Source organism: Rhodococcus sp. As11 (genome assembly GCF_048957735.1).
GTDB lineage: Bacteria > Actinomycetota > Actinomycetes > Mycobacteriales > Mycobacteriaceae > Rhodococcus > Rhodococcus gordoniae.
In genome coordinates this window covers 165,665-179,598 of record NZ_JARDJE010000010.1, presented here as the reverse complement: position 1 = coordinate 179,598, position 13,934 = coordinate 165,665, and the positions used below count along the sequence as shown (strand labels likewise).

Annotated in this window: 14 protein-coding genes; 13 read left to right on the top strand and 1 reads right to left on the bottom strand. The window is 68.6% G+C overall.

Annotation, left to right across the window (positions count from 1 at the left end; genetic code table 11):
• The first annotated feature begins 1 nt into the window (after position 1).
• The 8 genes from PV766_RS15450 to PV766_RS15415 all read left to right on the top strand — a co-directional run bounded on the left by PV766_RS15450 (position 2) and on the right by PV766_RS15415 (position 8,366).
• Positions 2-901: an alpha/beta fold hydrolase gene (locus PV766_RS15450; RefSeq protein WP_051017512.1), complete on the top strand. Its 900-nt coding sequence runs from the start codon at positions 2-4 to the stop codon at positions 899-901.
• Positions 898-2,232, top strand: coding sequence for a D-inositol-3-phosphate glycosyltransferase (gene mshA / locus PV766_RS15445; protein WP_421097330.1), 1,335 nt, complete (start codon positions 898-900; stop codon positions 2,230-2,232). The genes PV766_RS15450 and mshA overlap by 4 nt, the downstream gene beginning before the upstream one ends.
• The gene (locus PV766_RS15440) at positions 2,229-2,783 is read left to right on the top strand and encodes a YbjN domain-containing protein (protein WP_016933296.1); all 555 of its coding nucleotides are present in this window, start codon (positions 2,229-2,231) and stop codon (positions 2,781-2,783) included. Before mshA ends, PV766_RS15440 begins: the two co-directional genes overlap by 4 nt.
• Before the next feature lie 441 nt (positions 2,784-3,224).
• On the top strand, positions 3,225-3,554 hold the full coding sequence (locus PV766_RS15435; protein ID WP_026003099.1) for a transglycosylase family protein: 330 nt from the start codon (positions 3,225-3,227) through the stop codon (positions 3,552-3,554).
• A 201-nt stretch (positions 3,555-3,755) separates the two neighbouring features.
• On the top strand, positions 3,756-5,342 hold the full coding sequence (locus PV766_RS15430; RefSeq protein WP_064062615.1) for an AMP-binding protein: 1,587 nt from the start codon (positions 3,756-3,758) through the stop codon (positions 5,340-5,342).
• A gap of 175 nt (positions 5,343-5,517) precedes the next feature.
• The gene (locus tag PV766_RS15425) at positions 5,518-6,264 is read left to right on the top strand and encodes a phosphoglyceromutase (RefSeq protein WP_016933293.1); all 747 of its coding nucleotides are present in this window, start codon (positions 5,518-5,520) and stop codon (positions 6,262-6,264) included.
• A gap of 178 nt (positions 6,265-6,442) precedes the next feature.
• Complete coding sequence (locus PV766_RS15420; RefSeq protein ID WP_026003098.1) at positions 6,443-7,615, top strand: sensor histidine kinase; 1,173 nt, start codon at positions 6,443-6,445, stop codon at positions 7,613-7,615.
• A 61-nt stretch (positions 7,616-7,676) separates the two neighbouring features.
• Positions 7,677-8,366, top strand: coding sequence for a winged helix-turn-helix domain-containing protein (locus PV766_RS15415; RefSeq protein ID WP_421097329.1), 690 nt, complete (start codon positions 7,677-7,679; stop codon positions 8,364-8,366).
• Here PV766_RS15415 and PV766_RS15410 read toward each other — a convergent pair.
• On the bottom strand, positions 8,348-9,166 hold the full coding sequence (locus PV766_RS15410) for a hypothetical protein (protein WP_064062614.1): 819 nt from the start codon (positions 9,164-9,166) through the stop codon (positions 8,348-8,350). The genes PV766_RS15415 and PV766_RS15410 overlap by 19 nt on opposite strands.
• A 45-nt stretch (positions 9,167-9,211) precedes the next feature.
• Here PV766_RS15410 and PV766_RS15405 point away from each other — a divergent pair, with 45 nt between their 5' ends.
• The 5 genes from PV766_RS15405 to PV766_RS15385 all read left to right on the top strand — a co-directional run bounded on the left by PV766_RS15405 (position 9,212) and on the right by PV766_RS15385 (position 13,934).
• Positions 9,212-10,165: a Ppx/GppA phosphatase family protein gene (locus PV766_RS15405; protein WP_081494135.1), complete on the top strand. Its 954-nt coding sequence runs from the start codon at positions 9,212-9,214 to the stop codon at positions 10,163-10,165.
• Positions 10,162-11,295 (top strand): hypothetical protein, encoded by a 1,134-nt coding sequence (locus tag PV766_RS15400; RefSeq protein WP_421097328.1) that lies wholly within the window; start codon positions 10,162-10,164, stop codon positions 11,293-11,295. Before PV766_RS15405 ends, PV766_RS15400 begins: the two co-directional genes overlap by 4 nt.
• 4 nt (positions 11,296-11,299) lie before the next feature.
• Complete coding sequence (locus PV766_RS15395) at positions 11,300-12,253, top strand: sugar phosphate isomerase/epimerase family protein (RefSeq protein ID WP_129977388.1); 954 nt, start codon at positions 11,300-11,302, stop codon at positions 12,251-12,253.
• 161 nt (positions 12,254-12,414) lie between these two features.
• A complete protein-coding gene (locus PV766_RS15390; RefSeq protein WP_064062612.1) occupies positions 12,415-13,080 on the top strand; it encodes a MerR family transcriptional regulator in 666 nt (221 codons plus the stop codon).
• Entirely contained in the window at positions 13,077-13,934 is an 858-nt protein-coding gene (locus PV766_RS15385) for a thioesterase family protein (protein ID WP_064062611.1), read from the top strand. The genes PV766_RS15390 and PV766_RS15385 overlap by 4 nt, the downstream gene beginning before the upstream one ends.

Sequence of the window (13,934 nt, the reverse complement as noted above, 5' to 3'; positions counted from 1 at the left end):
CATGGCAGTTCGTGAAGTGGCCGGCATCGACGGCACCTCCCTCGTGTATCGCGTATTCGGCTCCGACACGGCACCGGTCCTCGTGCTCGTCCACGGATGGGCGCAGTCGTCGCGCTGCTGGGGCGACCGAGTCCTGGACGCGCTCGCCCGGGACTTCCGGGTGGTCGCCGTCGACCTGCGCGGACACGGTTACTCGCAGGCTTCCGAGACCGGATACGCGGACCGTGCCCTCTGGGCCGGTGATCTCGCCGCTGTCCTTGCCGCCGAGAGCGTCTCGGAGGCGAACCCGGCGGTGCTGCTCGGCTGGTCGTACGGCGGCCTGGTGATCTGCGACTATCTCGCCGAGCACGGCGCGGGAGCCGTCGCGGGGCTGGTTCTCGTGGGTGCCATCACGAGCATCGGCCGCGGCGAGAAGGGTGGACGCGTCGGTGCCTCGATGCGCGCCGCGATCCCCGCTGCGATGTCGGAGGACCCCGAGGAGGCGGTGCGCGCACTCGGCTCGTTCGGCAACGCGCTCACCGGTCCTGTCGAGGGCGGTGGTCTCCGCGAGGGCAAGGGCGCGGTGTCGCAGGCGCTGTTCGGTGCGAGTCTGTCCACCCCGCCGCGGGTACGTGCCGCCCTGTTCGATCGCGCGGTGGGCAACGACGACCTGCTCGCGGACCTGGAGGTGCCGGTTCTCCTCCTGCACGGCGACGCCGACTCGGTCGTCGACGTCTCCGCGGCGCACCATGCGGCGTCACTGCTGCGCCGCGTCACGACCTCGATCTGGGAGGGCGTCGACCACGGTCCGTTCGTCGAGGATCCGGACCGGTTCGTCGCCGAGGTCGGAGAGTTCGCTCGGACCGCGACGGCGGAGTCGACGACACGCGAAGATCGGCAGCAGGGCAGTATGGAGGGGTGACGTCCCAGCCCAGCCGCCCGCACCGCGTGGCCGTGATCTCGGTCCACACCTCGCCGCTGGCGCAGCCCGGAACCGGGGACGCAGGCGGCATGAACGTGTACGTCCTGCAGACCGCTGTCGAGCTCGCGCGTCGCGGCGTGGAAGTCGAGATCTTCACCCGCGCGACCTCCTCGGCAGACCCGGCCGTGCAGCAGGCCGCACCCGGGGTTCTCGTCCGCAACATCGAGGCCGGCCCGTTCGAAGGGCTCGACAAACACGATCTGCCGACGCAGCTGTGCGCCTTCGCCGCCGGTGTGCTGCGCGAGGAAGCGCGGCACCCGCAGGGCTACTACGACCTCGTACACTCGCACTACTGGCTGTCCGGGCAGGTCGGCTGGCTCGCACGCGACCGCTGGGGTGTGCCGCTGGTGCACACCGCCCACACCCTCGCCGCGGTGAAGAACGCGTCGCTCGCCGCGGGCGACACCCCCGAACCCGCAGCCCGGCAGATCGGGGAGCAACAGGTCGTCGCGGAATCCGATCGGCTGGTGGCCAACACCGCCGACGAGGCAGGGCAGCTCGAACGTATCTACGGGGCCGATCCCGCGAAGATCGACGTCGTCGCCCCGGGCGCCGACCTCAATCGCTACCGGCCCGGCGACCGTGCGGCCGCTCGCGCAGAACTCGGACTCGACCCGCGTGAGACCGTTGTGGCGTTCGTGGGCCGTATCCAGCCGCTCAAGGCCCCCGACGTGTTGCTCGAGGCCGCCGCGCGAGCACTCGCCGACGACCCCGGCATGCCGTTGCGGGTGCTGGTCGTGGGAGGCCCGTCCGGAACCGGCCTCGAGCGGCCCGATGCGCTCATCGAACTCGCATCCGCGCTGGGCATCGCGTCGCGGGTCACCTTTCTCCCGCCGCAACCCCCGGACCGTCTGGCCCAGGTCTACCGGGCCGCCGATCTCGTTGCGGTGCCGAGCTATTCGGAGTCGTTCGGTCTCGTCGCGATCGAAGCGCAGGCATGCGGCACGCCCGTGCTGGCCGCGAACGTCGGTGGTCTCGGCGTCGCGGTGCGCGACGGGGAGACCGGCATGCTCGTCGACGGGCACCGCATCGACGACTGGGCGACCGCGCTGCGTTCTCTGGTGGGCGATCCCGATCGCCTCGCGCGATTCGCGGCGACCGCGCCTGTGCATGCGGAGTCCTTCTCGTGGGAACACACCGCAGAAGGCCTGCTCGACAGCTACCGCCGGGCGGGGATGCGCCGTAACCGGGCCTTCGGTACCGGCGAGCATTCGCTGCGGCGGCAGCGGGGAGTGTGGAAGTTGCGACGGACGAGGGGAGTCACCGCATGAGCGACCGGCTCATCGAATCGATCGAATCGACGCTGCGCGATCGCGGGCTCGAGTTCTCTGTCAAGGAGGGCGGGCACTTCGTCGTCAAGCTTCCGGGTGAGAAGAAGCTCGAGACGACCACTTTGCTCAGTGTCGGACGACACGGTGTGCGGGTCGAGGCATTCGTGTGCCGCAAACCGGACGAGAACTTCGAATCGGTGTACCGCTATCTGCTGCGCCGCAATCGGCGCCTCTACGGCGTGGCCTACACCCTCGACAAGGTCGGCGACATCTACCTGGTGGGACGCATCGCCGCGCACGCCGTGACCCCCGAGGAGATCGACGCGGTCCTCGGGCAGGTGCTCGAGGCGGCCGACCACGACTTCGACATCATTCTCGGCATCGGGTTCATCACGTCGATCAAGCGTGAATGGGAGTGGCGCGTCTCGCGCGGAGAGCCGCTGCGCAATCTCGAGCCGTTCCGTCACCTCATCGAGGGGGAGACCGGTACGCCGTTCGACCCCGAGACGGACGACGACGAACCCGAGGATCCGCGCGAAGCGAACGGGTGACACTCCACTCGGGCGTCGTTATCGCGCCGTGAACATGCCCGGTTCGAGAGGTCTGTACGGGCACATCGTGTGACCATCGCCACAAGTGCGATGTCCCGGAAACGCCCGGGAAACGGTGTGTTCCTGCGAGTCGACCTGGGGATTTCCCGAATGCCCCCGGGAGTTCTCGGACGGCCGTACCGGAAAATCGGTCCGTGACCTCGCCGTGATGAACCCTTACGGTCGATGTAGGCCCGATACCGACGGGCGTTACACACCGGCCCCGCAGCCGCTCGTTCCACCCCCGCGGGATTGTCGGATCCACAACCTGCCGAGGGGTGGAGCGAGAGAGCAACCGGGCGTGCGTCGAGCACCGCACCGTGTTGCCGGCACCGACCGTCCGCCTGTGTGGCGGATCCCTGGGTCGGGGGCCTCGCAAGCAGCCGGAAAGGATTCATCCACATGGCAAAGTTCACGATCAAGCGCGCCCTGGGCACCCTCGCTGCCTCCACTGCACTCGTTGCGACCCCGTTCGCTCTGGGTGCGGGTACCGCCAATGCCGCATCCGGCAACTGGGATGCCGTCGCACAGTGCGAGAGCGGTGGAAACTGGGCGACCAACACCGGCAACGGCTACTACGGCGGCCTGCAGTTCTCGCAGAGCACGTGGGAGGGTTACGGCGGCTCCGGATACGCCCACAACGCCTCGCGCGAGGAGCAGATCCGCGTCGCCGAGAACGTCCTCGACGGCCAGGGCGCCGGTGCATGGCCGGTGTGCGGTCAGTACCTCTGAGCGCAGCCCGAGCAGCTTCCGAACCCCGCGTGCGATTCGTCGCACGCGGGGTTCGTGCGCTCCCGGCAGGCCGGGCGTGGCCCGGCGCCCGGTGCAACCGGTATCCTCACAACGCCTGTGACCGGGTTCACATCACTGCGGTAGTGTGACCTCGACCGAAAGTCGGCACCGCGTGCCGGACAGAATGCTCGGAGGATGAGAATGAGTTTCCGTAGTCCCTTTCCCGACGTCGACATCCCGGCATCGAGTGTCTACGACTTCCTGTTCGGTTCGCTCGACGAGTCCGACCTCGCGCGACCCGCCCTGATCGACGGCGCGTCCGGCGCCGTGACGGACTACCGCACGCTCGTGGCCCACATCGATGCCGTGGCCGGGGCGCTGGCCGCCCGGGGCATCGGTGTCGGGAAGGTGGTCGGCCTGCTCGCGCCCAACGTGCCGGCCTTCGCCTCGGTCTTCCACGGCATCCTGCGGTCCGGAGCCACCGCGACCACGATCAACGCCCTCTACACGGCCGGTGAGATCTCGAAGCAGCTCGACGACTCGGGAGCCGTCGCACTGTTCACGGTCTCCCTGTTCCTGCCGCAGGCGAAGGAGGCCGCCGCGGCCGCCGGCATCCCCGACGAGCTGCTCATCGTGCTCGACGGCGCCGAGGGGCATCCCTCCCTGCGCGACCTGCTCACCGAGGGTGCACCGGCCCCCGCCGTCGAGTTCGATCCGGCGACTCACCTCGCAGTGTTGCCGTACTCCTCGGGCACGACCGGCCGGCCCAAGGGTGTGATGCTCACGCACCGCAATCTCGTGGCCAACGTCTCCCAGATCAACCCGCGCATGGGGATCGGCGCCGACGATCGCGTGCTCGCACTGCTGCCCTTCTTCCACATCTACGGCATGACGGTGCTGCTGAACGCCGCCCTCTGCAACCGTGCCTCGCTGGTGACGATGCCGAAGTTCGATCTCGTCGACTTCCTCACCTACATCTCGGAACACAAGTGCACGTACGTGTTCATCGCGCCGCCCGTCGCGGTCGCGCTCGCCAAGCACCCCCTCGTCGACCGGTACGACCTGTCGAGTGTGCATACGGTGTTCTCCGGTGCCGCACCGCTCGACAAGGAGCTCGCCGGCGCCGTCGCCGCCCGGCTCGGCTGCAACGTCCGGCAGGGCTACGGCATGTCGGAGATGTCGCCGGTGTCGCACGCAATCCCCTTCGACGACAACGACACCGAACTCGATTCGGTCGGTCCGACGATCGCGAACATGGAATGCAAGATCGTCGATCCCGCGACCGGTGAGGAGGTCGAGTACCCCACCGGTGAGGGTGTCTCGGCGCCCGGCGAACTGTGGTGCAAGGGACCGAACGTCATGGTCGGTTACCTCGGCAACCCCGAGGCCACGTCCGACACCCTCGACGAGGACGGCTTCCTCCATACCGGTGATATCGCCACCGTCGACGCGAAGGGCGCCGTCCGGATCGTCGACAGGCTCAAGGAACTCATCAAGTACAAGGGCTACCAGGTGCCGCCGGCCGAACTCGAGGCGCTGTTGCTCACTCATCCGCAGATCGCGGACGCCGCGGTGATCGGGGTCCGCGACGACGAGGGTGAGGAGGTCCCGAAGGCCTTCGTCGTCCGGCAGCAGGATTCGACGATCACCGAGGACGAGGTCATCGAGTTCGTGGCCGGGCGGGTCGCGCCGCACAAGAAGGTCCGGCAGGTGGAGTTCATCGACACGGTGCCGAAATCCTCTGCGGGCAAGATTCTCCGCAAGGATCTGCGTGCACTGAACGCCTGACATCTGCGGGGGTGTGGCTCCGGTGCCCGCCGCATCGGAGCCGCACCTGTTTTCGATGCCCGTGGACCGCGGAGCACTGTGAACCCGCCTTTCTGGCAACGCGCGTTGTCGGATATAGCCGACGATCGGGGGCGCCCGTGGCGAAATCGCCACCCGCGCGTGTCAGGATTGGGCCATGAGTATCGGAACACTTGTTCTGCTCCGCCACGGCGAGAGCGAATGGAATGCGATGAACCTGTTCACCGGCTGGGTGGACGTTCATCTGACCGACAAGGGGATCGCCGAGGGCAAGCGGGCCGGTGCCCTCCTCGCCGAGCACAACGTGCTTCCCGACGTCTCCTACACCTCCCTGCTGCGCCGCGCGATCAGCACCGCCAACTTCGCGCTCGACGCCGCCGACCGGCACTGGATCCCCGTCATCCGCGACTGGCGTCTCAACGAGCGCCACTACGGTGCGCTCCAGGGCAAGAACAAGTCCGAGATCAAGGACGAGTTCGGCGAGGAGCAGTTCATGCTGTGGCGTCGCAGCTACGACACCCCGCCGCCGCCGATCGAGCCGGGTTCGAAGTACAGCCAGGACGCCGACCCGCGCTACGCCGACGTCGACGAGGTTCCCCTCACGGAGTGCCTGAAGGACGTCGTCACCCGTCTGATCCCGTACTGGGAGTCGACGATCTCCCAGGACCTGCTCGCGGGCAAGACCGTGCTCGTCACCGCACACGGCAACTCGCTGCGCGCACTCGTCAAGCACCTCGACGGGATCTCCGACGACGACATCGCCGGCCTGAACATCCCGACGGGCATCCCGCTGCGCTACGACCTCGACGAGAACCTGCGTCCGCTGAACCCGGGCGGAACGTACCTCGATCCCGAGGCCGCGGCTGCCGGAGCGGCCGCGGTCGCGAACCAGGGCGCCAAGTAACGGTTCCGACAGGACCGACAACCGACCCCGTCGCCGGCCGGCGACGGGGTCGGTTGCGTCCGTGCCGGGCGAACAATCGGTGAACAACGCTCGAACAACCGAAAAATGCGGTGTGACGTGCGGGAAATGCCGGCTACCCGGTGTCCGGCGGGGTACCGGTGTCATTACGATTCCAAGTGTGAGTGTTACGCAGGCCGTCATGCTGGCCGTGGTCGCGGCGGTCCTCGGCGGGATCGTCACCGTCGCCGTCGGGAGGCTGGCGCAGCGCCGGGCGCACGGCAGCGACGACGCCGACCTCACGATGCTCGACGTGCTCGACGCCGTCGTCCACGGGTCGTCGACCGGGATCGCCGTGGTCGACAAGTTCCACGACGTCATCCTGTTCAATCCGAGGGCCGAGGAACTCGGACTCGTACGCAACCGTCTCATCGACGATCGTGCCTGGATCGCGGCCACCCGGGTTCTGGAGAGCCGCAAGCCTCTCGAACTCGACCTCGGTACGAAATCCTCGCTCGGACGGGACCGCCTCGCCGTGCGGTGCACGGTGCGGCCACTCCTCGACCGCGACCCGCGCTTCGTCGTGCTCTACGCCTTCGACGACTCCGAACAGGTCCGGATGGAAGCGACTCGCCGCGATTTCGTCGCCAACATCAGCCACGAACTCAAGACGCCGGTCGGGGCGATGGCGCTGCTCGCGGAGGCACTGCTCGAATCGGTCGACGATCCCGACACCGTCCGCCACTTCGGCGAGCGGGTGCAACGCGAGGCGACCCGCCTCGGCAACATGGTGACCGAGCTGATCGCCCTGTCCAGGCTGCAGGGCGCCGAGAAACTGCCCGACCTCGAAGTCGTGGACGTCGACACCGTGGTCACCGAAGCCCTCGAGCGGACACACCTGACCGCCGAGAACGCCTCCATCACGATCAGCACCGACCGGCCGAGCGGGTACGAGGTGCTCGGCGACCGGACACTGCTCGTCAGCGCCCTGACCAATCTCATCGAGAACGCCATCGCCTATTCGCCGGCGGGCTCACCGGTGTCGATCAGCAGGTCGCTGCGCGACGGCAAGGTCGCGATGGCCGTCACCGACCGGGGGATCGGTATCGCGAAGGAAGACCAGGAACGGGTCTTCGAGCGTTTCTTCCGCGTCGACAAGGCCCGCTCGCGGGCCACCGGTGGCACCGGCCTCGGGCTGGCCATCGTCAAGCACGTGGCCGCGAACCACCACGGCGAGATCACCCTGTGGAGCAAGCCGGGCACCGGCTCCACCTTCACCCTGCTCGTTCCCGCCCATGTCGAGGACAGCGACGACGAGACCGTCGAACGCACCGAGAAGGCGGTCGGATCGTGACACAGACCCCACCCGGGCTCCCGGGCGGACGGATATCGAGAAACAGACGGAGGACCAGTTCGTGACGCGTGTGCTGATCGTCGAGGACGAGGAATCGTTGGCGGATCCGCTCGCCTTCCTGCTGCGCAAGGAAGGGTTCGAGACGACGATCGCAGGCGACGGTCCCTCGGCCCTCGCCGAGTTCGACCGGCAGGGCGCCGATATCGTCCTGCTCGATCTGATGCTCCCCGGAATGAGCGGCACCGACGTGTGCAAACAACTACGGACCCGCTCGGGTGTTCCGGTCATCATGGTCACGGCTCGCGACAGCGAGATCGACAAGGTCGTCGGGCTCGAACTCGGTGCCGACGACTACGTCACCAAGCCGTACTCGGCCCGCGAGCTCATCGCACGGATCAGGGCGGTCCTGCGGCGTGGGGCCGACACCGAGAGCGAGACCGCGCCGGACGGCGGACTGCTCGAGGCCGGCCCGGTGCGGATGGACGTCGACCGTCATGTCGTCCACGTCGACGGAGAACCGATCGCCCTGCCGCTCAAGGAATTCGACCTGCTCGAATACCTCCTGCGCAATTCGGGACGGGTGCTCACCCGAGGCCAGCTCATCGACCGGGTCTGGGGCGCCGACTACGTCGGCGACACCAAGACCCTCGACGTCCACGTCAAGCGACTGCGCTCGAAGATCGAGCAGGACCCGGCCAAGCCGCGCCACCTCGTGACGGTGCGCGGCCTCGGTTACAAGCTCGAGGCCTGACCGTCTCCCGCTTGTGCTGCCGACGTCGCGGGATGGATCGCGACGAGGCCGAGTCCCTGGCGTCGCCGGCACAGGCGCGCGAGCTCGTCGTAGGCCGCCGCTCCGAGGAGTTCGGTGAGTTCGGGGGCGTACGACTGCCAGACCGGACGCTCGCCGACGTGTGCGTCGGGTGAGCCGGAGCAGTACCAGTCGAGGTCGTGACCGCCCTCGCCCCAGCCGCGCCGGTCGTACTCGGTGATGACGGTGCGCAGCACCTCGGTGCCGTCGGGCCGTTCGACCCAGTCCTGGGTGCGCCGGATCGGGAGCTGCCAGCACACGTCGGGCTTCATCTCGAGCGGTTCGATGCCGCGTCGCAACGCCATGGTGTGGAGGGCGCATCCCTGGCCGCCCTCGAATCCGGGGCGGTTGAGGAAGATGCACGCGCCCTTGTAACGGCGGGTGCGCAGGGCGGGCTCGTCGTCGATCTCGTCCTCTTCGAGATAGCCCTTCTTGCCCAGGCCCTTGTCCATGAACTGCCAATCGGCCGGCGTGAGGTGTTTCACTGCCTTCGCGAGCTTCGTGCGGTCGTCGTCGTCGGACAGGAATGCGCCGTGCGAACAGCACCCGTCGTCGGGCCGGTCGGCGATGATGCCTTGGCACGCCGGGGTGCCGAACACGCAGGTCCACCGCGAGAGCAACCATGTCATGTCTGCGGCGATGACGTGTTCGTCGTTGTCGGGGTCGATGAACTCCACCCATTCCCGAGGGAAGTCGAGAGGGACTTCGGGGGCCGGGTCGAGTTTGTGTGGGGCATGGGACATACCTGCTGTCACAGGTCCCGACGGTAGACCCAGTACCGTGTTGATGTGCGCTTAGGGGTACTCGACGTCGGAAGCAACACCGTCCACCTGTTGGTGGTGGACGCCCATCGTGGTGGGCACCCCACGCCGATGAGTTCGACGAAGGCCACCCTGCGGCTGTCCGAGAACACGGACGACAACGGAGACATCACCACCAGGGGCGCCGACCGGCTCGTCGAGACCACCGCCGAGTTCGCCAGCATCGCCCGCACGTCGGGATGCGGGGAACTCATGGCGTTCGCCACGTCCGCGGTGCGCGACGCCGGGAACTCCGAGGCGGTCCTCCAACGCGTGCGCCGGGAAGCCGGGGTGTCGCTGGACGTGCTCTCCGGTGAGGACGAGGCCCGGCTGACATTCCTGGCGGTGCGTCGCTGGTACGGCTGGAGCGCCGGAAACATCCTCGATCTCGACATCGGGGGTGGCTCGCTCGAGCTCACGTTCGGCGGCGACGAAGATCCCGAGATCGCCTACTCCCTCCAGCTCGGTGCCGGGCGACTCACACGCGACTGGTTCCGTGAGGACCCGCCCGGGAAGCGCCGGATATCGGCTCTGCGCGACTGGCTCGACGCGGAACTCGCCGAACCGGCGAAGATTCTGAGCAGCGCGGGCGACCCGGATCTGTGCGTGGGCACGTCCAAGACCTTCCGGACCCTGGCGCGCCTGACGGGCGCGGCTCCTTCGTCGGCGGGCCTGCGGGTACAACGGACCCTGACGGCGAGCGGACTGCGTCAGCTCATCGCCTTCATCTCGCGAATGACCACGGCCGACCGGGCAGAACTCGAAGGGGTCAGTTCCGACCGATCCGAGCAGCTCGTCGCCGGCGCCCTCGTCGCGGAGGCGAGTATGCGTGCCCTCGGAGTGGAAACGCTGCAGATCTGCCCCTGGGCGTTGCGCGAAGGCCTGATTCTTCGGAAGCTCGATACGGATATGGGTGGCGAACTGGTGGTGGCAACCGGATGAGCGAGAATCGCAGCAACGACACGGGCCAGATCTCCGTGGCCGAGCTGTTGGCGCGTAACGGCCAGAAGGTGGGAACGCGGGCCGGGGGACGACGCCGACGAGGTGCGAGCGGCGGCATCTCGGTCGCCGAATTGACGGGCGAGATCCCGATCACGCGTGCAGCCGACGACAAGACTGCCGAGCAGACGGATCCGGTCGCTCCCGCGGAGACGGAGACCCGCGAACCGGCGACACCGGTGGATCGCACGGCCGAGACGCCGAAGACGGCGACCTTCGCGCTGTCCGATGTCGAGAAGACCACCGTGACGCCGCGGGTCGCTGCCGAATCGAAGACGGCTCCCGCGAAGACGCCCCCCGTGAAGGCTCCCGCGAAGACACCTCCCGTGAAGACCGGATCGACGACACCTCCGGCCGAGACACCGCCCTCTCCCGAGGCGAATGCGACCGTATCGAAGGTGTCCGTGTCGGCTCCGCCGAAGGTCGAGTCGCCGACCGAGATCATTCGTCCCGAAGCGCTTCCGCGCCGCGCGCGGGCGCATCTCGGCGCGGTTGCCGCAACGGGTGCGCAGCCCGGTGAGGCGGTCCCCGACAAGAAGTCCGAGAAGGCGAGTGCGCCGGCGGTATCGGCGCGTAAGGCCGATGTCGCGGAACCGCGACTGCTGTCCGGTCCTGCGAGCGACCTGCAGGGCACCGGCTCCGACCTCGACGACTCGACCGACACCATCGGTGCTGCGGCCGGGACCTCCGATGCGCCTGCGGAGAAGACATCGCCGGCGACGCGTTCGCGGAAGTCCCGAGGCACGGGATCGTCGGCCGCCGCGGCCGACGACTCGGCACGGAAGAGTTCCGGCGACGCGGATCGAGGCAGCAGCCTCAAGCAGTGGGCGTTGCTGATCGTTGAGAGCGTCGCGGCGATCGTCGCGGGTGGGTTGCTGTTCAAGGGCTTCGAGCGTCTGTGGGATCTCATGCCCTGGGTCGCCTTCGCGCTCGCCCTGCTGGTGATCGTCGGCCTGGTCGCGCTCGTGCGCGTACTGCGGCGCACCGACGACATCACGAGCCAGCTCATCGCACTCGCCGTGGGAGCCTTCGTGTCCTTCGGGCCGCTCCTGTTCCTGCTTCCCGGCGGGTGAGCCGATGCCGACCGCGCAGGGAATCCGGGTAGGGCTGTCCACCGCTTCGGTCTACCCGGAGAACACCGAAGCGGCGTTCCGGTTCGCGGCCGACCTCGGCTTCGACGGGGTCGAGCTGATGGTGTGGGCGGAACCGGTGAGCCAGGATCCCACCTCGGTGGAGCGTCTCGTCCGCGAGTACGGGGTGCCGGTGCTCGCCGTGCACGTGCCGTGCCTGCTGATCTCGCAGCGCGTGTGGGGAGCGGATCCCGCCGCCAAGCTCGACCGTTCGGTGCGTGTCGCAGAGATCCTCGGGGCGGAGACCGTGGTGGTCCATCCACCCTTCCGGTGGCAGCGCCGCTATGCGGAGGGATTCTCCGATCAGGTCGCGGCGCTGGAGGCCGACAGTCGCGTGGCGGTCGCGGTCGAGAACATGTATCCCATGAGGGCCGACGTCGTCTTCGGTGGTCGTGATCGCGGCGCCGAACGTCTGCGCAGACGCGGTCCGGGCCGCGCGGTCTCTGCCTACAGCCCGTCGCTCGACCCGACCGACACCGGTTTCGCGCATTACACGCTCGACCTGTCGCACACCGCGACGGCAGGAGCAGACGCTCTCGCACTGGCGGATCGGATGGGGGAGGGGCTGGCCCACCTCCACCTCGCCGACGGCAGGGGGTCCTCGCTCGACGAGCACCTCGTCCCAGGAACGGGCACGCAGCCGTGCGCGGAGGTCTGCCGCCGAATCGCGGCGAGCGATTTCGGCGGTCACGTCGTGCTCGAGATCAGCACCCAGAGCGCGCGCACACGTGCCGAGCGTGCCGGGATGCTGGCCCGGTCGCTGGCCTTCGCGCGGACGCATCTGGATCGTTCGGCGACGCGCGCGCTCACGGCCGGTCCCGAGAGTCCCCGGCACACCGACATCGCGCGCATACCCGAATCGGAGCGCACCGATTCCGGCGGCGAACACGGCGACGCCTGAGATCAGCACCCGCGGTGAGGGAGGCCGGCGAGCGGAACCGCCGAACCGCCACGAACATCCTGCCGAGTCGCTCCGGCGCGGAAGTCCTCTCCACACCTGCTCATCAGGATCCACGTAACTGGATAGTTGTAGTATCCGGTGTCGAGGACGGGAGGTGATCCGTGCGTATCTCGGAACTCGCCGAGCGCTGCGGCATGCCGCTGCCGACGGTGAAGTACTACCTGCGGGAAGGGCTGCTCATGCCCGGGGTGGCGACGAGCGCTACCTCGGCGACCTACGACGACCGGCACGTCCGCCGCCTCGGTCTCGTCCGGGCTCTCGCCGCCCAGGGCCTGCCCCTCGAGAAGATCAAGACCGTCGTGGAGCTCGTCGACAACCCCCGCGACGACCTGTTCGTCGAACTCGGCCACGCCATTGCCGCGCTGCCTCCCTACGTCGAGGGCTCGACGGGTCCCGACTACCCCCGGGCCCGTCGGCTGCTCGAACACCTCGGCCAGATCTACGACCCGCGGTTCGCGGCCGTGGCACAACTCGAACATGCGCTCGCGGCACTCGAGACGGCCGGTCTGCGGATGGGACATCGCCGGATCGATGCCTACGGCCGACACGTCCGCGCCATCGCCGAGCTCGACCTCGAGCTGCTGCCGACGGACTCCCGGGAGATCACCGTGGAGGCGGCCGTGCTCGGGACCGCGCTGTACGAACCGGTGCTCACCGCCATGCGCCGACTGGCCCACCAGCATCTCGCCGCCCGCATGTTCGGGTCCGGCGATCTCCCCACGACCGGCGACGATCCGGCCCCGAACGACCACCAGGAGCAGCAGTGACCCCCACCGACCAGCCCTTCCGCGACCTGACTTCGGTCACCCGGGTGCCGGGCGGCCACCCCGACGGCACCGCCGCATGGCAGGCCCACATCGCTCCGGTGTGGACCATCGGACCCAAGGTGCACGGCGGCTGCTTGCTCGCGGTCTGCGCGTCCGTGGCCCGCAGGTCTGTGCTCGACGCCGGCGTCGACCCCCTCACCCAGCCCCTCGCCGTCAGCGCCTCGTTCGTCTCCGCGCCCGATCCCGGCGACGTCGAGCTCACCACCGTCCTGCGCAAGCAGGGCAAACAGATCGGTGTCGTGGACGTCGAGCTGTCCCAGGCCGGTCGCGTGGCGGTGCGGGCGAGCGTCACCCTCGGCGCACCGGACACCGAGCAGCCGTTCCACACGGTGCCGCACCGCGCGACCACCATGCCCGCCGACCCGCCGGACGGGTCGGTGCTCGTCACCCCCGAGCACCCCATGGGGCAGATCGTGAAGTTCGCCTCCACCTCCCGGCTCCGGATCGACGCCTCCACCGCGCGCTTCCTCGACGGGGAGCAGGGCGAACCGCTCGTGTCGATGTGGACGCGGCCGTCACCGGGCGACGAGGCCGACGTCGACACCTCGGTACTGTTCGCGCTCATGTGCGGCGACGTGTCGGCTCCCGTGGCGATGAACCTCGGCCGATTCGGGTGGGCGCCGACGGTGCAGCTCACCGCATATCTGCGCCGGGTGCCGGCTCCGGGATGGCTGCGCGTCATCGCCGAGAGCAGCGTCCTCGGCAACACCTGGTTCGAGGAGGACCACACCGTCGTCGACTCGACCGGTCAGGTCGTCGTGCAGTCGCGTCAGCTGGCCATGATGCCGCGCTGA